Below are 20,921 nucleotides of genomic sequence, written 5' to 3'. Positions count from 1 at the left end.
GACAGGCGGCGGCAAGCGGTCGTTCAGGGTCAGCGTCGGGTCAGCTCGGCGACCGCCGGGCGGACGTCGACCAGATAGACGATCGCGGCGATCGACCCGATCAGGTGCAGCAGGTTCAGCGGTGACGCCTCGGCGAGCAGCAGCTGCGCCAGGAGGGCGAGGCCGAGGATGGCCACCCACGCCGGCTTGGTCAGCTTGTTGGCCGCCGTGTAGGCGTCCGAGGGCCACAGGAGCGCGTTGACGAACGCGAAGACCTTGATGGCGAGCGCGATCAAGACCACGGCGAGCATGACGTAGTTCTCGATGGCGAAGATGTTCAGCACCCGACCAGACTACGTGGTCGCGTGCTGCTGGCCGAGTCGCCGGCCGATTGCCGAGGCTCAGTTTGTGCACCGGATCGCAGTCACGACTGCGATCCGGTGCACAGGCTCTTGAAACGCAACGAACCCCCGGACCACATACGTCCGGGGGTTCGTGCTTGACCCTGGTGCCGGCCAGGCACGATCAGAGCAGCGAAGTCAGAACAGGGTCAGCTGTTCCTCTTCGGGTTGGTCTCTTCAGGCCTGCTCGGTGACCGGGGCCTGCTTGGCGGCGGGGGCCTTCTTGGCGGCCGGGGCCTTCTTCGCAGCAGCCTTCTTGGCCGGCGCCTTCTTGGCCGGCGCCTTCTTGGCGGCAGGCTTGGCGGTGCCCGTGGTGCTCTTCACCGAGGCGGCGACGGTGGTCTTGGTCTGCTTGGCGTCGGCGTCAACCTTCACCTCGACCTTGCGCAGCTTGGCAACGGCCTTCTCGCCGCGCTTGACCAGCTCGGTGTACGTGTCGGTGGCCTCGTTGACCGCGTCGGCAACGAAGCTCTGCGCCTTGGCGGGGAACGCCTTGGCCTCGGCCTGCAGCTCGGCGACCTGAGCCTCGAACTTGGCCTGGGCCTTCTTCGCCTCGGCCTGCAGCTCGGCGAGCTTCGCCTCCAGCTTGGCCTGGGCGTCCTTCGCCTCCTTGGTCACGTTCTCGACGCGGGACGACACCACGGTCTGGGCCTGCTTGTTGAGGTTCTTGGGCTCGAAGTCGATGCCCTGGACCTTCTTCTGCACGTCGGCGACCTTGGCCTGGACCTCAGCGGCGTACTGGCGAGCAACCTCGACCGCGAGGTCGGTGGCGCCAACGGTGGCGTAGAAGGGGCGGGTTGCTTCGGACTTGATGTCGAACTTGACCTTGGCCATGTCGATCTCCTTGTGTTGGTGCGTCGCGATCCCGTGGACCGCTCCGGTGGGATTGGTCAGCCGTCGGTCGCGTCCTCGGACCCGGCATTGAGCGCCAGGAACGAGGAGTAGACGTCGAGCAGGGACTGCTTCTGACGTTCGGTCAGCTGCGCGTCGGCCAGCACAGCGAGCTCCACCGTGGTGGTTCCGCCGTCCTCGGGATTCCAGATCCCGGCACGGATGTAGAGCTGCTCTGCGGAGATCCGCAGGGCCTTGGCGATCTGCTGGAGAACGTCGGCTGAGGGCTTGCGCAGACCACGTTCGATCTGACTCAGGTAGGGGTTGGACACGCCGGCCTGCTCGGCGAGCTGCCTCAGTGAGAGCTTTGCGGTGGTCCGCTGCTCCTTGAGGTAGTCACCCAGTGACTCGACGGTCTTCCCGACCACACCCTTTGCCATGACTCCATGGTGCTAACAAAAGTTAGCAAACACAAGTCCGTACGACGTGAACCGGGCCACAGTGACGTCGAAACCCGCGTGGAAGCAAGAGATTGCGAGTTCAACAACCTGCTAGCTGGAGTTATCGCCCCGTCGCCAGTTCGAGGTGACCCGTCGCCAGTTCGAGGTGACCCGTCGCCAGTTCGCGAACTCACGACGGGTCGGCGCGAACTCACGACGGGTCGGCGCGAACTCACGACGGGTCAGAAGGTCGCGCGGATCTCGCCGACGGGCTTGCCGCCACCGAGCAGCGGCAGCTCACCGGTCTGGTTCATCGCCGCGACGTCGACGCCGTCCAGCTTGTCGACGCCAGAGCGGCGCAGCGCCTCGGCCATCAGCACCGGTCGCACGCGGGGCGCCCCGTCGTCGCACTTCAGCGCGAACGCCTGACCGTTGGGCAGGGCGACGGCGTAGCAGGACTCCGCCCCGGCCTTGCCGATCGCCCCCGGGATGGCGGTGAACAGTGCGAGCTCGTCGCGGGTCGAGCCGGACACGTTCTGCGGGAACTCCCGCATGGCGGCGGCGATCCGCGCCTCGGGGCCGGAGTCGGGAGCGGCGACCGCCAGGGTGCGGAACGCGCGGGCCAGCCCGACCAGGGACGTGGAGAGCAGCGGTGCACCGCATCCGTCGACGGCCACGTGCGCCACGGACTCGCCGGTCAGCTCGGCGAACGTCTCGGCGATCAGCACCTGCAGCGGGTGGTCGACAGCGAGGTAGGTCGCGGTGTCCCAACCGTTGATCACGCAGGTGGCCAGCATCGAGGCGTGCTTGCCGGAGCAGTTCATCAGCACCGGGGCCTTTTCCCCACCCGCGCGGATCAGTGCCTCCTTGGCCGCGTCGTCGAGCGGGTAATCGGGCGGGCACTGCAGGGCCGACTCGTCGAGACCGGCACCGGCCAGGATTCGGCGTACGGCATCGATGTGGAACGGCTCACCGGAGTGGGAGGCGCACCCGAGGGCGAGCAGGTCCGGCGGCAGGTCGAGCCCGGCGCGCACCATCGCCAGGGCCTGGAGCGGCTTGTTGCACGAACGCGGGAAGACCGGCTGGTCGACCATGCCGACCGACCACTCCACCTCGCCGGTGGCGTCAAGTGCGACGACGGATCCGTAGTGGTGGCCCTCGACCACACCGGAGCGGAAGATCTCGGCGACGACGACAGGTTCAGACATGGCGCCGACGCTATCGCGGTGGGCGTTTGGTCCGGGATCCGCCCGGGGAGAACAGAGTCGTGAAACGTCACCTCGCCGCGGCTCTTGCCGCCGTCCTGCTCCTCCCCGTCGCGGCCTGCACCGACGACGTCGAGGCCGAAGCGAAGCCGGACGCGACAGAACGGCCCACTGAGATCCAAGCCGCCTGGAGCTCGGACGAGGCCCAGGACCCCTACCGGGACACCCGGTTCACCTTCCACCCCGAAGGAACGCTGACCACGTGGCGAGTCGCCAACCGGATCGTCGTGCTCGGCGAGAACGGCGCCACCGCCTTCGACCAGGAGGACGGCCACACCCTGTGGAGCCTGACCTTCCCGGCCGCCCTGGGGCAGGTGTGCGCCGCGTCCGAGACCACCAACCGCAACGGCAGCGCGGCGCTGATGTTCTCCCACGGCGCCACGTGCACGGGCAGCATCGGAGCCCTCGACGCGGCCACCGGCAAGCTGCTCTGGCACCGCACGCTGAAGGCCACCAGCACCTTCCACGACACGGCCTACTTCAGCGGCGAGGCGAGGCCCAACGTCACCGACACCAGCGTCACGCTGGCCCCGACGTGCGGACTGTTCCTGATCTACGACGTCCGCACCGGTGCCGCCCGGCGCTCGCCCCTCGAGCCTCGCGACGGCTGCTACGACCAGGTGGCGGCGCGCAACGCCCTGCTGGTCGCCTCCCGGACCGACCCCGAGACCGGCGCCGACACCCTCGAGGCGTACGACGATCGGGGACACCTGCTGTGGAGCCGACCCAACGACGATGAGGCAGAGGTTCGAACCATCGTCTCGACCACGCCGCTCGTGCTCGATCTGTCGCTGCCGGGAGGCCACCGCCTGTACCGGCGGTACGACGACCGCGGTCGGGCCCGCAACTTCGTGGCCTACGAGAACAGTGACTCCTTCCCGACCCTCCTGGGCACGTTCGGCGACCGTTTGGTCGTCTCCTACGGCTTCGGATCGACGTACGGCAACCCCTTGATGGCCTTCGACGTCACGACCGGCGAGAGGATCTGGCGCCAGGACCCGGACCTGACGCCGGAGGTGGTGGGGCGGCGCGGTGAGCAGATCCTCACGATCGAGGGTGTGCTGCCGGGGCCGACCTCCGGGGACGGCTACTCGAGGGCTGGCGCCGAGTTCTGGATCGGCGTCATCGACCCCGCCGCTCCCGACGTCACGAAGGCCCTGGGTCGGATCCGCCTGACCACCACCGGGAGCCATGCCCTGTTCTCCTGGGACGAGAAGAACCTCTACGTCCACGACGGCTCCACGCTCACGGCGTACGACCTGCCGCAGACCGGTGACGAGCCGATGCCCGCCTACCCCGAGCCCGGCAGCGGCAGGGTATGGGCGGAGGACGACCTGACCAACGTCGACGTGGTCGACTCCTGCCTGGCGATCACGGACACCACGATCGAGGCCCTCGGCTTCCGGACCGACCTGCCGAGACCGTCCGGGTGCCGATGGCGCGAGACCGCGCGCCCCGACGACCACGACAAGACCATGTACGTGGAGATCTTCCCGATCTCGGAGGTGGACCCGGGCGCCGCGACCCGGCAGGTGCAGGCGTGGAAGAAACAGAAGATCGCCAACTTCGTGGCGGCGATGAAGCCGGTCGACGGTCTCGGCGACGAGGCCTGGCAGGCGACGCAGGCCACCGGCGACACGTTCACGAGTCGGCTGATCGCCCGGCGCAGGAACGTGGTGGTGATCGTGCACTACCAGTCCTCCGGGTTGCGCGACGATGCGCCGAGGCCGACGGCCATGCAGGCCCGGGTGCGGCGGGTGTTCACCGACCTCGATGCCGACCTCACCCGCATCCTCGACGCACGCTGACGGTGACGGGTGGCAGGATTGCCGCCGTGTCGACTCCTCAGCAGCCCGTCCCGCAGCACTGCCCGACCCAGCGCGAGCTGGACGACCTCGAACTGCTGGTCACCGGCGCCTACTCGCCGCTGACCGGTTTCAACGAACCCGGCTCCCCGGTGCGCCTCGCGCTCCCCGACGAGCTGGCCGACGCCGCGGAGGTCGAGCTGGTCGACCCCGAGGGCCTGCCGTTGGCCAGCGTCACTGCGGACGGCAGCGTCAGGCACCTGACCCACGCGCAGTACGGTCCGTTCCGGCGTCTCTACCTCTCCCCCGGCGACGTGCGTGAGACGTACGCCGGCGCGACGTTCGTGCCGGTGACCGACGCGCTGACCCAGGCCGAGCTCGACTCGCTGCCCTCCGGTCCCATCGTGTTCCTGGCCCTGGTCGGCGCCGGCACGCCGGACGACCTCAGCCCGGTCGGCCTGATCCGGGCCACCCTGGCCGCCTCGTCGTTGCTGCCGGACGCCTCCGTCGTGGCCGTTCCGCTGCCCTCCCACGACGACCCCTCTGCCGACCACCTGCTCGGCACGCAGGTGGTGGCGCACTTCGCGGCCGGTGACCCGATCTTCGCGCTGCCCTCGAGTCTCGACTCGGGCGCAGAGGGTCCTACTGGGCCAACGAATGCACACCCTGCCGAGATCCAGGAGATCGTCGACTTCGACCGGCCCGCCCCGGACGAACGCGGGCTCGTCCTCTTCTTCACCGGTCTCTCCGGCAGCGGCAAGTCAACGATCGCCCGGGCCCTCCAGGACAAGCTCCTCGAGCAGGGTCGTCGTACGGTCACCTCACTGGACGGTGACGTCGTACGCCGCAACCTGTCGGCGGGCCTCACGTTCTCCAAGGAGGACCGCGAGACCAACATCCGCCGCATCGGCTGGGTGGGCGCGGAGATCTCCCGTCACGGCGGGGTGGCGATCTGCTCGCCGATCGCGCCGTTCGACGAGACCCGCCAGCAGGTCCGGGCGATGGTCGACGCGGCCGGCGGCGAGTTCTTCCTGATCCACGTCGCGACCCCGCTCGAGGAGTGTGAGCGCCGCGACCGCAAGGGGCTCTACGCCAAGGCGCGCGCCGGCGTGATCCCCGAGTTCACCGGCATCTCCAGCCCGTACGACGTCCCTGAGGACGCCGACGTCCGTGTCGACACGACCGGTCGCACGATCGAGGAGGCCCTCGACGACGTGCTCGACACGCTGCGCAAGGAAGGCCTGCTCGACCTCTGAGGCGATGAGACGTCAGGAGCCCCCTCCCGAAACGGGAGGGGGCTCCTCGTGCTCAACGCAAGGTGACAGCCCGGTTGAGAGACGAGCGAAGGCGACCAGGGGCCGCTTCCACTGCGGGACAAGGTACCAACGCTCTCCAATGAAGGGGAAGTCGCCGACCGTGCGTGAGACCGCGCCGACACCGGCGCGAGAGCCCTCGACCGTCGCCCACTTCGGTGGGTCGGCCACGCTCGTGGACGGATTGCGCCATGATCGGCGTTACCTATTACGCTCACCGGAGCCGAACCGTCTAGTTCTATCGGCACACTCGACTAAGCGGACGACGACCAAGCGCACCCAAGCCAAGGACCTGCATGCCTGACGTGTTCACCACCGCAGCCCTCGCTGTCCTCTTCGTGTCCTTCGGCGTGGGCATCGTCGTCGGGCTGACCGGCATGGGCGGCGGTGCGCTGATGACGCCGGCGCTGATCTTCCTGGGCATCAACCCCACGGCGGCCGTGGCCAACGACCTGGTCAGCGCCTCGGTGACCAAGTCGGTCGGCGCGGGCGTGCACTGGCGCCACGGCAGTCCGAACCTCAAGCTGGCGACGTACCTCATCATCGGCAGCGTGCCGTTCGCCTTCGCCGGCGCCTTCATCATCGACCACTTCGGCGCGGCCCACGAGCAGGAAGAGTTCGTGAAGACCGCGATCGGCTGCGCGCTGATGTTCACCGCGGCGACCTACACGTTCCGGATGTACATCCAGCTGCGCCAGGTCACCAGCGGCAACGAGGCGCCCAGTGAGCAGATCACGATCAAGCCGCTCCCGACCCTGCTGGTCGGCATGTTCGGCGGCCTGCTGGTCGGCGTGACGTCGGTCGGCTCGGGCTCGCTGATCATGGTCGCGCTGCTGCTGCTCTATCCCACGCTGAGCGCGGTGAAGCTGGTCGGCACCGACCTGGTGCAGGCAGTGCCCCTGGTGCTGGCCGCCGCGATCGGCCACGTGCTGGTCTCCGGGGTCGACTGGGAGATCCTGATCCCGCTGCTGGTCGGCGGCATCCCCGGCACCTTCCTCGGCGCCCGCATCGCGCACTGGGTCAGCCAGTCGGTGATCCGCCGCGGCATCGTGATCGTGCTCAGCCTCACCGGCCTCAAGCTGCTCGGCGTACCACCCGAGCTGGTCGGCATCATGGGCGCAGGCATGCTCCTGCTCGGCCCGCTGGCCTGGGGTTTCGTGCGTCAGACCCGCGGGTTGCCGGCCTTCGACAACAACTCCGGCGCCTGGCGCCTGCCCAACCACGGCTCGACCGACAGCTCGGCCGGCACCTCGACCGACAGCTCGGCCGGCACCTCGACCGACAGCTCGACCGACAGCTCGACCGACAGCTCGGCCGACAGTGGGCCCGATCATGCCCAGAAATCCACGAAGAACGACTGAAAGAGACTCACGGGCGGTCGACCGATACGATGTCGGCTGCTGTCCCAAGAGGAGAGGTCCCAAACAAATGGCAGAGCCGGTCAAGGCCGCGACTCACGCCGACTATCAGCTGAGTCAGCTCGACCAGCTGGAGGCGGAGTCAATCCACATCTTCCGTGAGGTGGCGTCGGAGTTCGAGAAGCCCGTCCTCATGTTCTCCGGGGGCAAGGACTCGATAGTCATGCTCCGCCTGGCGGAGAAGGCGTTCTACCCCGCGAAGATCCCGTTCCCGATGCTCCAGGTCGACACGGGCTTCGACTTCCCCGAGGTGCTGTCCACCCGCGACAACTGGGTGAACCGTCTCGGCGTGCGCATGGTCGTCGCCAGCGTCGATGACGCGATCAAGAACGGCGTGATCGTCGACGACGGCAAGACCAGCCGCAACCGCATGCAGATCGGCACCCTGCTCAACGCCATCGAGGAGGAGGGCTTCACCGCCGCCTTCGGTGGTGGCCGACGCGACGAGGAGAAGGCCCGCGCCAAGGAGCGCGTCTACTCCCACCGCGACGAGTTCGGCCAGTGGGACCCCAAGATGCAGCGTCCCGAGCTGTGGAGCCTCTACAACGGGCGCATCCACGAGGGCGAGCACATGCGCATCTTCCCGCTCTCCAACTGGACCGAGCTCGACATCTGGCACTACATCGACCGCGAGAAGATCGAGATCCCCTCGATCTACTTCTCGCACGAGCGCGACGTCATCGAGCGCGACGGGATGCTGCTCTCCGCCAGTGACGCCGTCCAGCCCAAGGGCAGCGAGAAGATCGAGACCAAGACGGTCCGCTTCCGCACCGTGGGCGACATGACGCTGACCGGCTGCGTCGAGTCGCCTGCCGCGACGACCGCCGAGATCATTGACGAGATCGCCATCGCCCGGGTCACCGAGCGTGGCGCCACCCGTGGTGATGACCGCTTCTCCGAGGCAGCCATGGAAGACCGCAAGAAGGAAGGCTACTTCTGATGGCTGACGAGACCACCGAGCACGTCTCGGGTGCGATCAACCCGAACATGGACCTGCTCCGCTTCGCCACCGCCGGTTCGGTCGACGACGGCAAGTCGACCCTGATCGGTCGCCTGCTGCTCGACTCGAAGTCGATCTTCGAGGACCAGCTCGAGGCCGTGGAGTCCACCTCGCAGTCCAAGGGCTACGACTACACCGACCTGGCGCTGCTGACCGACGGTCTGCGCTCCGAGCGCGAGCAGGGCATCACGATCGATGTCGCCTACCGCTACTTCGCGACGCCGAACCGCAAGTTCATCATCGCCGACACCCCGGGTCACGTTCAGTACACCCGCAACATGGTCACCGGTGCCTCCACCGCCGACCTCGGCCTGGTGCTGGTCGACGCCCGTCAGGGCCTGACCGAGCAGTCCCGTCGCCACGCGGTGATCCTGTCGCTGCTGCGGGTCCCCCACCTCGTGCTCGCGGTGAACAAGATGGACCTGGTCGACTTCGACCAGGACATCTACGAGAACATCCACAAGGAGTTCACCTCCTTCGCCACCAAGCTGAACATCCCGGACCTCGAGATCATCCCGATCTCCGCGCTCCAGGGCGACAACGTGGTGACCCGCTCCGAGAACATGAGCTGGTACTCCGGACCCACGCTGATGCACCACCTCGAGCACGTGCACGTGGCCTCCGACCGCGACCTGGTCGACGTCCGCTTCCCCGTGCAGTACGTCGTCCGTCCGAAGTCGGACGAGTTCCACGACTACCGCGGGTACGCCGGCATGGTCGCCGGTGGCGTGCTGAAGAAGGGCGACGAGGTCGTCGTGCTGCCCAGCGGCATGACCTCCAAGATCGCCGGCATCGACCTGTTCGACCAAGAGGTCGACCAGGCGTTCCCGCCGATGTCGGTCACCGTGCGTCTCGAGGACGACGTCGACGTCTCGCGCGGCGACATGATCGCCCGGGTCAACAACGCCCCGAAGCCGAGCCAGGACATCGACGCGATGGTCTGCTGGATGACCACCGAGCCGCTGCGTCCGCGCCAGAAGCTCGCCATCAAGCACACCACCCGCACCGGCCGCGCAATGGTCAAGGACGTCCAGTACCGCCTCGACGTCAACACCCTGCACCGCGACCAGGAGACCAAGGAGCTCGGCGTCAACGAGATCGGCCGCGTCCAGCTGCGCACCACGGTGCCGCTGCTGTGCGACCCGTACTCCAAGAACCGCGCCACCGGGTCGTTCATCCTGATCGACGAGGCCACCGGCGTCACCGTCGGCGCCGGCATGATCAACAACGCCAGCTAGCACTGCCGGTTTGAGGAGGTCGCTCTGCGACCGTCTCGAAACCAAGGCAAAGACCCGCTCGCCCCGCCAGGGACGAGCGGGTCTGTGCTTTCGTGGGCAGCGACCCAGGGCCAGCTCGCCTCGCAGGAGACCCCGGCCGTGAAAGCGGCCCCCTCTCCTTGCACGAGAGGGGGCCGCTCTTCCTTGCCGCGATCACCGGGCAGCGCAGGGAGTGGAGGGGGGCGCTGCCCGGTGATGCGACGACCAGCGCCAGGAAGGGGCCGGTCGATGAGGGGTGGGCTCAGTCATGCCCTTCATAGTGGGACTCGTGCTGCTGTCGCAGGACGTTCTTCTGCACCTTGCCGGTCGACGTACGCGGCAGCTCGTCGAGCACGATCACGGACTTCGGCGCCTTGTAGGGGTCGATCAGCTGCTTCACCTTGGCGATCAGCTCGTCGGGGTCGATCCTCTGACCGGGAGCGGGTGTCACGACGGCGGTGATCGCCTCGGTCCAATGCGCGTGGGGCAGCCCGACCACGACCACCTCGGCCACCGCCGGGTCGGCGGCATAGATCGCCTTCTCCACCTCGATCGAGGCGACATTCTCCCCACCGGTCTTGATCACGTCCTTCTTGCGGTCCTGGAACCAGAGGATGCCGTCCTCGTCGAACCGGCCGATGTCACCGGAGTGGAACCAGCCGTGGGCGAAGGCGGTCTCGGTCGCCGCCGCGTCGTCGAGGTAGCCGGTCATCGTGTGCGGCCCGCGATAGACGATCTCGCCCACCTCGCCCTGCGGCAGCAGGGCACCGTCGTCACCCATGATCTGCACCTGCACGTTGACCACCGGCGTCCCCGCCGCCCCGTTGTGGGTCAGCTGGTGCTCGGGTCGGAACAGCGTCGCGGTCGGGCTCATCTCGGTCTGCCCGAACAGCAGGTAGAAGTCGCAGCCGAAGACCTCGAGGCAGCGCTTGAGCTGCGCCTCGGGCATCGGGGCCATCGCATAGAGGGCACGGCGCAGTGACGAGAGGTCGGTGTTCGCGATCTCGGGGTGGTCGAGCAGCTGGCGATACATCATCGGCAGGCCGAACAGCTGCGTCACGCCGTACGCCGGCACCTCGGCGAGCAACCGGTCCGCGTCGAAGCCGCGGTGGATGTGGAGCGCGGCGCCGACCATCACCGCCGCCGTGCAGTGACAGTTGAGCTGCGCCGTGTGGAACATCGGCATCATCGCGATGAAGACGTCGGTCTCGTCGAACTTCGCCTCCAACGCCAGGCTCATCGACTCGAGATAGATCGACGTGTGGTTGCCGACCACACCTTTGGGTGCGGACGTCGTACCGCTGGTGTAGAGGTAGGTGATCGGGTCACGATCCTCCACGATGACCGACGGCTCGTCCTCGCGGTCGGCGGCGAGCTCCTCGAAGGTGAGCGCCGACGCGGCATCCAGCACCCCGGGCGCCTCCGCCGACGAGCCCGCCGTCCCGCGAGCGATCACCACGTCCGTCACGAACGGTGCCTCGGCAACCGCCGGTGCGATGGCCTCGACCAGCTGCGACTCGATGACGACCCCGCGGGCCCCCGAGTGGTTCAGCACGTGCGCCACCTCGCGTGGCTGCCAGCCCAGGTTGATCGGCACGCAGACCACGCCGAGCTTGGCGCACGCGTAGTAGGTGACCAGGAACTCCGCACTGTTGCCCGACGCCAGCGCCAGGGCGTCGCCGCGTTCGTAGCCGCGGTCGGTGAGCCCGTTCGCGACCCGGTTGACCCACGCGTTGAAGTGGTCGTAGGTGAGCTCGAGGTCACCATCCACCACGGCCGTACGCCGGGGGTGCCGCGCTGCGGTGCGCGTGAGGCTGTCGCCGACGTTGAGGCGATGGATGACGTTGTCAGCCAGTTCGGACAGCATGGTTCCTCCGGGTGCGGGTCGTCGTCAGTAGGACCGGGGCAGGCCCAGCGAGTTCTGGGCGACGTGGTTGAGCACCATTTCGCGGTTGATCGGCGCGATCCGCAGCAACCGCGCCATTCCCCAGTAGGGCAGCAGCCCGAACTCGGTGGCCAACCCGTTGCCGCCGTGCGTCTGGATCGCCGCATCGGCGGCCGCGATGGCGGCTTCCGCGGCGGCGTACTTGGCCATGTTGGAGGCCTCGCCAGCGGGTTCGCCGTGGTCGTGCAGCCAGGCCGCCCGCGCTGTCATCAACGCGGCCAGCTCCACTTCGATCTTGGCCTTGGCCAGCGGGTGGGAGACGCCTTGGTGTGCGCCGATCGGGACGCCCCACACCTCGCGCTCGTTCGCATACTGCGCCGCCCGCTCGAGCACGTGGCGTCCGATGCCGACGCAGATCGCGGCCCCGGTGATCCGCTCCGGGTTGAGTCCGTGGAAGACCTGCCGCAGCCCCGCGCCCTCCTCGCCCACGATTGCGTCGGCCGGGAGCCGGACGTTGTCGAAGTGCAGGGTGAACTGCTTCTCGGGCAGCGCCACCGACACCGGCAGCGGCTGCGCATCCAGCCCCTCCGCGTCCGTCGGCACCAGGAAGAGGGAGAGCCGCCCCTTGCCGGAGGCCTCGTCGGCACCGGTCCGCGCGACCACGAGGATCGCCTCGGCCTCGTCGACCCCGGAGATGTAGTACTTCGTGCCCGTCAGCACCCACCCGTCGCCGTCACGCGCCGCAGTCGTGGAGATCTGGTGCGAGTTGGTGCCGGCGTCGGGCTCGGTGATCGCGAAGACGACCTTGGCGCTGCCGTCGGCCAGGCCCGGGAGCCAGCGCTGCTTCTGCGCGTCACTGCCGTACGTCGACACGACCTCGCCCGAGATCGCACTGGAGACCAGCAACAACAGCTGCGGGATGCCGGCCGCGGCCGACTCCTCGCAGACGATGGTCAACTCGGTCAGGCCGGCCCCACCCCCGCCGTACTGCTCGGGAATGTTGATCCCGATGAAGCCGTGCTTGGCCAGCGCCTCCCAGACCTCGGCCGTCGACTCGCGGGCCTCGGCATGCCGGGCGTAGTAGCCCGCGCCGAACCCTGCGCAGATGTCGGCGACGGACCTGCGCAGGGCGGCGTGCTCGGGGTCGGGAGTGAAGTCCATGGTGATCCTCATGCTGCCCGCGCACCACCCCGTGCGGATGCCACTGGGGAAGGAACTACCCGTCCCCAACGAGTGATCGTCCGGCGTTCGGTGGTCGCTTCACCGGTTCGAGGCTGTCCGTGCGGCGTAGGCCGACACCGAGCCTGATGGTGACTACGACGCGATGAACCAGCGAGCGAGGAGGGTGCCGTCCTCCTCGAGCAGCAGCGCGAGCTCGAGATGTACGTCGAGAGTCAGACCGGCGGTGATGCGTGTGTGCGTGCCACCGACCAGCGTCGGGACCTGGCTGGCGCACAGCTCATCGGCCACACCGGCGATCAGGAGCCCGTCGAACAGGTGCGGCCCGCCCTCGCAGAGCATGTCCTTGAACCCGCGCTCGGCGAGGGCCTGCTTGAGAGCGACCAGGTCGACCTTGTCCTCGCCCAGCTCGAGCACGTGGTCGGCGCCGAGCAGCGAGCAGGCCTCGGAGAGCCCGGGGGCCGACGCACAGGTGGCCATCAGCACTCGGCCGAGTTCGGCACCGCGGAGCGAGTCAGGCACCTCGCCGCTGAGGCTGACCACCACGATCGGCTTGTCCCCCGGCTTGTAGCTCTCGGCCCGCGCGGTGCCCGCACCGACGATCACCACGTCGCTCAGCTCGCGCAGCAGGTGGAAGACCCGTCCGTCGGCGTCGTTGTTGATCGATCCGCTGCGACCGTCGGCACCTGTGGCCGCGCCGTCGACGGTGCTGACGAAGTTCACCCGCAGCCATGGGGTGGAAGGTGCGCGGTAGAGCTCGCGCAGGTCGTCGTCCGACAGGTCGGCGTTGGTCTCGTCAGGCTCGAGGACAGGGCTCTTCCTCGTTGGTCGAGCAGGGCGCTCTGCGCCCGTATCGAGACCTTGGCCCGCAGACGTCAGGACGCGCATGGCCACCTCACGATCCAGTACTGAACGCCGAGCGGATCGCCGGCGTAGTCCACGACGGCCGAGTGCGCCGCCGCACCGGGCAACGATCCGAGCGCCCGGAACGCCGGTACGCCGGCAGCGAGCAGGTCCGCGCCCAGTGACGGGTCCAGCGCAGACAAGGCGGTCGCGTCACAGTCACGCAGCGCCTTCTCCACCGAAGCATCGAAGTCGAACGCGCGCTCATCCAGGTGACCGGGGGCCTTCTCACCGCGGCGGGCGGAGCCGTCACCGACCACGAGCACACCAGTGCCCTCCGGGACCGCCTCGCCGGCGCTCGGTCTGCTGGACCACTCGGAGCTGGTTCCGATGACGACCTCGCCGGTGAAGCCGGCCGCCGACAGCAGCGAGCGCGCCACCCGCTCCCCCAGCGGGACGGTGACCCCGCGCGCAACATTCGAAGGGTCCGCCGGCGCGCACAGCACGACCACACGAGACGGAGAGGCGGAGACGAGCCAACGCACGGCGTCCAGCGCCAGCGCGCGCACGTTGCCCAACGGGTCGGCGTCGGCCCGAGGCGCCGCAGACCCCGCCGACCAGACGACCGACGCGAACCCGAGCGGCCCGACCATCAGCGGCGACGACGGTACGACGACCGCGTTCCACGAGACAGCAGCAGAAGACGTCATGCCAGCCCCCTCGTCACGCGCGCCGGCTGACGCGACCCCATGATCGTGGCGACCATGTCGACCACCTGCCGGGTCTCGACCACCTCGTGCACGCGATAGATCCGGGCACCGGCCTGGGCACAGAACGCGGTGGCGGCCAGCGTGCCGATCAACCTCTCCCCCACGGGCAGGTCGAGCGATTCGCCGACGAAGTCCTTGTTCGACAACGAGACCAGCACCGGCCATCCGGTGTCGACCATCTCCGAGAGCCGCCGGGTCACCTCGAGCGAGTGCGCGGTGTTCTTCCCGAAGTCGTGCGCCGGGTCGATCACGATCGACTCGCGGGCCACACCGGCCGCCAACGCGCGTTCGGCGTACGCCGTGGTGTCGGCGATCGCGGAGGCGACCACGTCGGCGTACTCGATGCGGTGCGGCCGGGTGCGCGGCGTGACCCCGCCGGTGTGGGTGCAGATGATGGCGGCGTCGAACTCCGCGGCGACGTCGACGAGTTCGGGGTCGGCGCCGCCCCAGGCGTCGTTGAGCAGGTCCGCGCCCTCACTGCAGACCACGCGGCCGACCTCGGCGCGCCAGGTGTCGACGGAGATCACCAGCGAGGGGTACGACGACCGCACCCGACCGACGAACGAGCCGACCCGGCTGATCTCCTCGGCGGCGTCGATCTCGACCCCGGGCGCGGCCTTGATGCCGCCGATGTCGACGATCTCGGCGCCCTGGTCCACGACCTGGGCGACCCGGTCGAAGGCGCGGTCCTCGGCCCAGGTGGCGCCCTTGTCGTAGAAGGAGTCGGGGGTCCGGTTGACGATCGCCATCATCAGCGAGGCGTCGTCGGAGAAGGACTGCCGTCCGAGCCTGAGCGTCATGAGGCGCCTTCCTGCAGCAGGGAGACCAGGGGCGGTCGTTCGCCGATCTCGACACTGCGCGTGCGCGGACCGACGGCGCCGGAGTCATCGCGCGCGTACTGCCGCAGGTCCACCGACGCACCCGACACCGCGGAAGCTGCGGAGGAGGAGACTCGCGAAGACACCGCCGCCAGAATCTGCGTGGCCATCGCGCCGAGATCGAGCAGTGCCTGGTGGCTGTGTGCACGGCGTCCGAGGTCGACCTGGGCGATCGCGTCGAGTCCCTGCCCGCGCAGGGTGTCGATCAGCGCGGCCAGCTCGACGGCGTACCCGGTCGGCACGGACAGCTGCGCGAACCAGGACCGGCGTACCGCCCACTCGCCGGCCAACGGCTGCACCAACCCGGCCAGCTCGGGGAACAGCAGCGCGATCAGGGGGCGGGCGACCAGCTCGGTGACGCGGCCACCGTCGTAGGAGGGCACCTCAGAGCCGTCGAGGAAGGGCCTCTCGTAGAACCCCTTCACCAGCGACACCGAAGGCTGGGTGAGCAGCGGCCCGAGGAGTCCGGGCACGAAGTGGGTGTCCCAGTCGAGCAGGTCGGCGTCCATGAAGACCATCAGCTCGCCGGTGGTGACGAACTGCGACTTCCACATCGCCTCACCCTTGCCGGCGCGCCAGCCGAGGTCGGGTCGGATGTCGACGGCCCGGTGCACGACGGCACCCGCGTCGGAGGCGACCGCGACCGTGTCGTCGGTGGAGTCGGAGTCGATGACCACGATCTCGTCGAGCAGCTCGACGGTCTCCATCAGCGCCTCCCGTACCCGGGAGACCTGCGCGCCGACGGTGGCAGCCTCGTTGCGGGCCGGCATCACCAGGCTGACCGTGGTCTCGCCCTTGGCGGCCATCAGGTCGGCAAGCGACCAGTCGCACCAGCGATACGTACGCCGCGCAGCCCAGTCGTCGATCACGTTGTCACCCTACTGAGGCCCCAGTATCCGGTGGTCGAACGGGTCGCGGGCGGCCGATTCCGGGGCAGTCGCCCGGCCGCTCGGTCTGATGGACCAGGTGGTCCATCAGACCGAGTGGGGCCGCGGTTGCCAAACCTCAATGTCGGTGCGCGCTCCGACTCCGCCCGTCGCGCCCTCCTGGTCGGAGTCGATCAAACGACCTTGCTTCGTCGCCAGGGTCGGTGAGGGCGTCCTGCGGACAGGCAACGGTGAGCCGACCTCACTCAGCCGCGACAACGGCCTCGTAGGTCTCCGCCGCGTCCTTGAGCATCGCCGCGGTGTCGTCGGCGCCCAGGAAGGGGTCGGGAACGAAGAGCTCACCCAACGGCTTGATCACCTTGTCCGAAGCCATGCAGTTCTTGATTCCGGCCTCGAGCGTCTCAACGATGTCGTCCGGCAGGCCCTTGGGTCCGAAGGCGAGGTAGACGTTGTTGGGCAGCGCTGCGTTCTCGAAGCCCAGTTCCGGCAGGGTCGGCACCTCAGGCAGCCAATTTACCCGGTCGGCGCCGATGGCCGCGAGCGGAACGAACTTGCCGGCATCGATCTGCTCCCGGACGTCGTTGGTCGCCTCGACCGCGACCACGTCCACATTGTTGCCCAGCATCGCAGCGACCTGCCCAGCCTGACCGTCGAGCGGCACTGCCTTCAGATCAACCTCGTATTCGGATCGAAGAGCATCGAGAACGAGCTGCTTGGGACTGGTCGGGCCCGGCGTGCCGACCTTGATCTCACCGGGGTTCTCCTCAGCTGCATCGAAGAAGTCCTCGCCCGTCTTGAACTCCGAGTCCTTCGACGTCACGAAGATCATCGCTGTCTCGAAGACCGAGGCTATCGGCGTGACGTCCTCGTAGTTGAAGCCGATGTCGTCGAGCAAGGGAGTCAGTGTCAGCCCCGTGTGGGGGCTGATGGCGATCGTGTATCCGTCGGGCTCGGCGGTCATCAACTCGCGGGTGCCGATGGCCTGCGACGCGCCCTCGACATTCTTCGGCACCACCGTCTCGTTGAGTTCGCCACTGAGGCACTCTCCGACGATGCGGGCCGAGGTGTCGTTGGGTCCGCCAGGACTGTTCGGAATGATCAGATCCACACTCTTGCTTGGGTAGTCCCCAGTTCCGGCGTCGCTGCCGCAGCCGACAAACAGTGATCCCGACACAAGCACCCCTAGTGCGATCCCGCCCACTTTGGTGTGGTTCATCTCGTCTCCCAACGACTCTGCTGAGCTCAATGGCTGAAACATCAATGGTTTGACCAAAGAGTGAGCCCGATCACACCGGCATGTCAAGAGTCAATGTTCCGGCCAGCGAAACCCTCCTCAAGAGGAGACCGGTCCCCGTCGTTCTTGACACCCTGAACCCCGTGGTCAATGGTTGATCCAACAATCCGAGAGGTGGAAAAGTGACGGACCTGCTGGTGGAGCGACGGGACGCCGTCCTCACGATCACCTTCAACCGACCCGACAAGCACAACGCCATGACCAGTGCGATGTACGACCGTTTGGCCGAGGCCTGTGCAGCGGCGAATCGGGACCCCGACCTGCGGGCGATGGTGCTGACCGGCGCCGGCGGCAAGGCGTTCGTGGCGGGAACCGACATCGCGGGCTTCCTCGACTTCGACGACGGCGCGGACGGAGTGCGCTACGAGCGTCGGATCACCGAGGTCCTCGACGCACTCGAGCAGGTTCGGGTCCCCACCATCGCTGCGATCGCAGGTCACTGCTTCGGCGGCGGCCTTGCCCTGGCCACGGCCTGCGACCTGCGGGTTGTCACGCCCGGGAGCCTCTTCGGCTATCCGATCGCCCGGACACTGGGCAACTGCCTCTCAGTCAGCACCTTGGCCGCCCTCACCGAGTGCCTGGGGACGGCTCGCACCAAGGCCTTGCTCCTCCTGGCCCGACCGATGACCGCCCAAGAGGCAGTGTCAAACGGCTTCGCTGTCGAGATGGTCGAGGCTGCACGGTTGGCAGATCACACCGCAGAACTCGCCAGGCAGTTGTCCGGGCACGCACCCCTCACGATGTGGGCCACCAAGGAGTCACTCCGCCGGCTCCGAGTCCAAGGACTGCCCGACGACACCGACATCATCCGGGCGGTCTACGGCAGCGAGGACTTCCACAGCGGCGTGCGCAACTTCCTCGCCAAGCGGCCACAGTCCTGGACGGGCCACTGACCCGGGGGCCGAGTCATTCGGGAGCGATCGCCTGCCGCACCTCCGCAGCCACCTCGATCGTCTCCAGAGGACTCCCCGCCGGGAGCGTCACCGACACGTGTGAGCATCCAGCCGCGGCATACTCCCGAACCCGGTCGGCAAGCTCGTCGGGCGGGCCCACGGGACACCAGCGGCTGAACTTCTCGAAGGGGATCTTGTAGCGCTGCTGCATGGTCTCGGCGAGGCGGGCACCGCCACGCCCGTCGGCGCCGGGGGTCGCGCACCAGAGCACGAGTCCGTGCTGCCACTCGTCAACCGAGCGGCCAGCCTGCTCCGCGAAACTGGCCACCTCGGACACGGCGGCGGCGAACCGCTCCGACGAAGTCCACAGCGCCAGCCAGCCGTCCCCGTGGATCGCAGCGCGGCGCAGTGCGGCCCTCGAACGACCGCCTACCAGGATCGGGATCCGTTGCGTCGGCGCCGGCCGCACCAGCGCCTCGCGAACGTTGAAGAACTCACCCTCGAAAGTGGTCGACTCGCCGGTGAGAAGTTCGCCGAGCAGCGTGAGCGCCTCGTCCGTACGGCGACCCCGCGTCACCGGGTCGACACCGCTCACCTCGAACTCGTGCCGGTCCTCACCTCCAACGCCCACTCCGAGGGCGAGCCGCCCAGGGAAGAGCCGGGCGAGGTCTGCGAGCTGCCGAGCGACAAGCACGGGGTGCCGCAGCGCCAGCAGGTAGAGACCCACACGCACGGGCACTGACTCCTGGCCCGCCAACGCAACCGCAGCATGGAGCAGGCCGTCGAAGCCGGTGCCGTCATGAAAACTGACGTGATCACCGATCTGGACGAAGTCCACCCCGGCGTCGGCGGCCGCGTGCAATACCGCCCTCGGGGTGACCCCGACCTCCTCGCCGATGAAGGCGCTGGTCAGGGTCACCCCGATTTGCAGGCGTGATGCCTCGGTCATCGTCGTCTCAGGTCGGTCGGGCCACGAGCGTCGTCGACGTCGACCACTCCGGAGTCTGCCCCGCCCTTGGTCGCGTCTGACGACGCATCGATGGGCAGGCTCTCCCCCGTTCGGTCGCCCACGAGGGCATCGGCGGCGGCGTTGGCGTCATCGACGCGCATCACCAGCGAGTCACCCGCACGGCGCTTGCCGATGAAGGAGGCCACAAGCAGGACGAGCATCAGGCCAAACACCGCTCCCGAGTACGGACGGCTGACGAAGATGCTGAAGCTGCCGTCGGAGAGCAGCATCGAACGTCGGAACGACGACTCGAGGATCGGGCCGAGGACGAACGCCAGGACCAGCGGCCCCGGCTCGAACCCGGTCTTCTTCATCATCCAGCCAATGACACCGAACCCGAGCACGATCCACATGTCGAAGATGTCGTTGTTGATCGAGTAGACGCCGGCCATCGTCACCAGAAGCGCGAACGAGGCGAGAATGCCCTGGCGCACCCGCAACATCTGGATGAAGATGCCCACGAGCGGCATGTTCAGCGCCAGCAGCATGACATTGCCGATGTACATCGACATGATCACGCCCCAGAAGATGTCGGGGTGCTCGTTGATCAACTGCGGACCAGGAGTAATGCCCTGCACCAGCAGGGCTCCGAAGATCAGCGCCAACACGACGTTCGCCGGGATGCCGAGGGTCAGCAGCGGAATGAAGGCCGACGTGGACGAGGCGTTGTTGGCCGTCTCGGGCCCTGCCACGCCCTCGATCGCGCCCTTGCCGAAGCGGCTGGGGTCCTTGGCGCGCTTCTTCTCCATGGCGTAGGAAGCCAGGGATGAGATCACGCCTCCGCCTCCGGGCAGGACGCCGATGAAGAAGCCCACCACCGAGCCGCGTGCGATCGGTCCGGCCGAGTCCTTCATGTCCTTGCGGGTCGGCAGGATGTTCTTGACCTTCTTGGTGATCAGCTGCACGTTGTCGGTCTGCTCGAGCTGATGCAGGAGTTCGGCGACTCCGAAGAGACCCATCGCGATGGCGACGAAGTCCAAACCGTCCCACAGCTGGAGCGTGTCGAAGGTATAGCGCTGCTGTCCCTCGATCGGGTCCTGACCCACAGTCGCGAGAAGCAGGCCGGCGGCCGCCATGGCGAGGCTCTTGAGGGGGGAACGAGTGCCCAAGTAGGTGACCATCAGGATCGCCAGCACTGTGAGCGCGAAGAACTCTGGCGGTCCGAACTGAACCGCCACATCTGCCAGGAACGGCGCCATCAGAGTCAGGCCGATCACGGCGACGGTGCCCCCGACGAACGACCCGATGGCAGCGATGCCCAGAGCGGGTCCGGCACGCCCCTGGCGCGCCATCTGATATCCGTCGAACGTCGTGACGACTGACGCAGCCTCGCCTGGAAGCTTGAGCAGGACGCTGGTGATCGTTCCGCCGTACATCGAGCCGTAGTAGATCCCGGCCAGCATGATGACGGCCGTGGCGGGCTCCAGGTCATAGGTCAACGGCAGGAGAAGAGCGATGGTGGCAGTCGGGCCCAGGCCCGGCAACACACCGATCACGGTGCCGATCAGGACGCCAATGAAGACGTACAGCACATTCGTTGGCTGGAGAGCGACTTCCAGCCCTTGCATCGCTCCA

Annotated in this window: 19 protein-coding genes; 6 read left to right on the top strand and 13 right to left on the bottom strand. The window is 67.9% G+C overall.

Features of this window, described 5'->3' with window-relative positions; all coding sequences use genetic code 11:
* Window positions 1–29: 29 nt before the first annotated feature.
* From NJ4_RS16560 to NJ4_RS16545, 4 genes are all read right to left on the bottom strand, one after another.
* Window positions 30–323: a DUF2516 family protein gene (locus NJ4_RS16560; protein ID WP_217996898.1), complete on the bottom strand. Its 294-nt coding sequence runs from the start codon at window positions 321–323 to the stop codon at window positions 30–32.
* Between the two features lie 234 nt (window positions 324–557).
* Window positions 558–1,214 (bottom strand): hypothetical protein, encoded by a 657-nt coding sequence (locus tag NJ4_RS16555; protein WP_067437605.1) that lies wholly within the window; start codon window positions 1,212–1,214, stop codon window positions 558–560.
* A gap of 56 nt (window positions 1,215–1,270) precedes the next feature.
* Window positions 1,271–1,651, bottom strand: a complete 381-nt coding sequence (locus tag NJ4_RS16550) for a helix-turn-helix domain-containing protein (RefSeq protein ID WP_067437603.1) — start codon at window positions 1,649–1,651, stop codon at window positions 1,271–1,273.
* 242 nt (window positions 1,652–1,893) lie between these two features.
* Window positions 1,894–2,859, bottom strand: a complete 966-nt coding sequence (locus tag NJ4_RS16545; RefSeq protein WP_067437601.1) for an asparaginase — start codon at window positions 2,857–2,859, stop codon at window positions 1,894–1,896.
* 59 nt (window positions 2,860–2,918) lie between these two features.
* Here NJ4_RS16545 and NJ4_RS26760 point away from each other — a divergent pair, with 59 nt between their 5' ends.
* From NJ4_RS26760 to cysN, 5 genes are all read left to right on the top strand, one after another.
* Window positions 2,919–4,724: an outer membrane protein assembly factor BamB family protein gene (locus tag NJ4_RS26760; RefSeq protein ID WP_067437598.1), complete on the top strand. Its 1,806-nt coding sequence runs from the start codon at window positions 2,919–2,921 to the stop codon at window positions 4,722–4,724.
* 26 nt (window positions 4,725–4,750) lie between these two features.
* Entirely contained in the window at window positions 4,751–5,977 is a 1,227-nt protein-coding gene (gene cysC / locus NJ4_RS16535) for an adenylyl-sulfate kinase (RefSeq protein WP_245644598.1), read from the top strand.
* A 353-nt stretch (window positions 5,978–6,330) separates the two neighbouring features.
* Window positions 6,331–7,395: a sulfite exporter TauE/SafE family protein gene (locus NJ4_RS16530; RefSeq protein ID WP_169799282.1), complete on the top strand. Its 1,065-nt coding sequence runs from the start codon at window positions 6,331–6,333 to the stop codon at window positions 7,393–7,395.
* A 67-nt stretch (window positions 7,396–7,462) separates the two neighbouring features.
* On the top strand, window positions 7,463–8,392 hold the full coding sequence (gene cysD, locus NJ4_RS16525) for a sulfate adenylyltransferase subunit CysD (protein ID WP_067437595.1): 930 nt from the start codon (window positions 7,463–7,465) through the stop codon (window positions 8,390–8,392).
* Window positions 8,392–9,690 (top strand): sulfate adenylyltransferase subunit CysN, encoded by a 1,299-nt coding sequence (gene cysN, locus NJ4_RS16520; protein WP_082748775.1) that lies wholly within the window; start codon window positions 8,392–8,394, stop codon window positions 9,688–9,690. Before cysD ends, cysN begins: the two co-directional genes overlap by 1 nt.
* 280 nt (window positions 9,691–9,970) lie before the next feature.
* On the opposite strand, the gene NJ4_RS16515 is transcribed toward cysN, so the two are convergent.
* The 7 genes from NJ4_RS16515 to NJ4_RS16485 all read right to left on the bottom strand — a co-directional run bounded on the left by NJ4_RS16515 (window position 9,971) and on the right by NJ4_RS16485 (window position 17,378).
* Window positions 9,971–11,575, bottom strand: coding sequence for an AMP-binding protein (locus tag NJ4_RS16515; RefSeq protein ID WP_067437592.1), 1,605 nt, complete (start codon window positions 11,573–11,575; stop codon window positions 9,971–9,973).
* Between the two features lie 24 nt (window positions 11,576–11,599).
* The gene (locus tag NJ4_RS16510; protein WP_067437590.1) at window positions 11,600–12,754 is read right to left on the bottom strand and encodes an acyl-CoA dehydrogenase family protein; all 1,155 of its coding nucleotides are present in this window, start codon (window positions 12,752–12,754) and stop codon (window positions 11,600–11,602) included.
* A gap of 153 nt (window positions 12,755–12,907) precedes the next feature.
* Window positions 12,908–13,660, bottom strand: a complete 753-nt coding sequence (locus NJ4_RS16505; protein WP_082748789.1) for a dihydrofolate reductase family protein — start codon at window positions 13,658–13,660, stop codon at window positions 12,908–12,910.
* Window positions 13,648–14,325, bottom strand: a complete 678-nt coding sequence (locus tag NJ4_RS16500; protein ID WP_174524614.1) for a class III extradiol ring-cleavage dioxygenase family protein — start codon at window positions 14,323–14,325, stop codon at window positions 13,648–13,650. The genes NJ4_RS16505 and NJ4_RS16500 overlap by 13 nt, the downstream gene beginning before the upstream one ends.
* On the bottom strand, window positions 14,322–15,185 hold the full coding sequence (gene folP, locus NJ4_RS16495; RefSeq protein WP_067437586.1) for a dihydropteroate synthase: 864 nt from the start codon (window positions 15,183–15,185) through the stop codon (window positions 14,322–14,324). The genes NJ4_RS16500 and folP overlap by 4 nt, the downstream gene beginning before the upstream one ends.
* Entirely contained in the window at window positions 15,182–16,132 is a 951-nt protein-coding gene (locus tag NJ4_RS16490; RefSeq protein WP_067437584.1) for a glucosyl-3-phosphoglycerate synthase, read from the bottom strand. The genes folP and NJ4_RS16490 overlap by 4 nt, the downstream gene beginning before the upstream one ends.
* Window positions 16,133–16,391: 259 nt before the next feature.
* The gene (locus NJ4_RS16485) at window positions 16,392–17,378 is read right to left on the bottom strand and encodes a tripartite tricarboxylate transporter substrate binding protein (RefSeq protein ID WP_169799281.1); all 987 of its coding nucleotides are present in this window, start codon (window positions 17,376–17,378) and stop codon (window positions 16,392–16,394) included.
* Between the two features lie 188 nt (window positions 17,379–17,566).
* Here NJ4_RS16485 and NJ4_RS16480 point away from each other — a divergent pair, with 188 nt between their 5' ends.
* Window positions 17,567–18,337 (top strand): enoyl-CoA hydratase/isomerase family protein, encoded by a 771-nt coding sequence (locus tag NJ4_RS16480; RefSeq protein ID WP_067437580.1) that lies wholly within the window; start codon window positions 17,567–17,569, stop codon window positions 18,335–18,337.
* Between the two features lie 13 nt (window positions 18,338–18,350).
* On the opposite strand, the gene NJ4_RS16475 is transcribed toward NJ4_RS16480, so the two are convergent.
* Both NJ4_RS16475 and NJ4_RS16470 read right to left on the bottom strand, forming a co-directional pair.
* Window positions 18,351–19,286 (bottom strand): LLM class flavin-dependent oxidoreductase, encoded by a 936-nt coding sequence (locus NJ4_RS16475; RefSeq protein WP_067437578.1) that lies wholly within the window; start codon window positions 19,284–19,286, stop codon window positions 18,351–18,353.
* A complete protein-coding gene (locus NJ4_RS16470) occupies window positions 19,283–20,914 on the bottom strand; it encodes a tripartite tricarboxylate transporter permease (protein ID WP_245644597.1) in 1,632 nt (543 codons plus the stop codon). The genes NJ4_RS16475 and NJ4_RS16470 overlap by 4 nt, the downstream gene beginning before the upstream one ends.
* Window positions 20,915–20,921 lie beyond the last annotated feature (7 nt).

The organism is Nocardioides jensenii JCM 1364 = NBRC 14755 (assembly GCF_001552535.1).
Classification (GTDB): Bacteria; Actinomycetota; Actinomycetes; order Propionibacteriales; family Nocardioidaceae; genus Nocardioides; species Nocardioides jensenii.
This window is presented reverse-complemented; position numbering and strand designations above follow the sequence as displayed.

Bases quoted from the DNA above. Each gene is read 5' to 3' on its own strand.
- NJ4_RS16555 (WP_067437605.1), bottom strand. From the start codon at position 1,214: ATGGCCAAGGTCAAGTTCGACATCAAGTCCGAAGCAACCCGCCCCTTC.
- NJ4_RS16550 (WP_067437603.1), bottom strand. From the start codon at position 1,651: ATGGCAAAGGGTGTGGTCGGGAAGACCGTCGAGTCACTGGGTGACTAC.
- NJ4_RS16545 (WP_067437601.1), bottom strand. From the start codon at position 2,859: ATGTCTGAACCTGTCGTCGTCGCCGAGATCTTCCGCTCCGGTGTGGTC.
- NJ4_RS16530 (WP_169799282.1), top strand. From the start codon at position 6,331: ATGCCTGACGTGTTCACCACCGCAGCCCTCGCTGTCCTCTTCGTGTCC.
- cysD (WP_067437595.1), top strand. From the start codon at position 7,463: ATGGCAGAGCCGGTCAAGGCCGCGACTCACGCCGACTATCAGCTGAGT.
- cysN (WP_082748775.1), top strand. From the start codon at position 8,392: ATGGCTGACGAGACCACCGAGCACGTCTCGGGTGCGATCAACCCGAAC.
- NJ4_RS16515 (WP_067437592.1), bottom strand. From the start codon at position 11,575: ATGCTGTCCGAACTGGCTGACAACGTCATCCATCGCCTCAACGTCGGC.
- NJ4_RS16510 (WP_067437590.1), bottom strand. From the start codon at position 12,754: ATGGACTTCACTCCCGACCCCGAGCACGCCGCCCTGCGCAGGTCCGTC.
- NJ4_RS16505 (WP_082748789.1), bottom strand. From the start codon at position 13,660: ATGCGCGTCCTGACGTCTGCGGGCCAAGGTCTCGATACGGGCGCAGAG.
- NJ4_RS16500 (WP_174524614.1), bottom strand. From the start codon at position 14,325: ATGACGTCTTCTGCTGCTGTCTCGTGGAACGCGGTCGTCGTACCGTCG.
- folP (WP_067437586.1), bottom strand. From the start codon at position 15,185: ATGACGCTCAGGCTCGGACGGCAGTCCTTCTCCGACGACGCCTCGCTG.
- NJ4_RS16475 (WP_067437578.1), bottom strand. From the start codon at position 19,286: ATGACCGAGGCATCACGCCTGCAAATCGGGGTGACCCTGACCAGCGCC.
- NJ4_RS16470 (WP_245644597.1), bottom strand. From the start codon at position 20,914: ATGCAAGGGCTGGAAGTCGCTCTCCAGCCAACGAATGTGCTGTACGTC.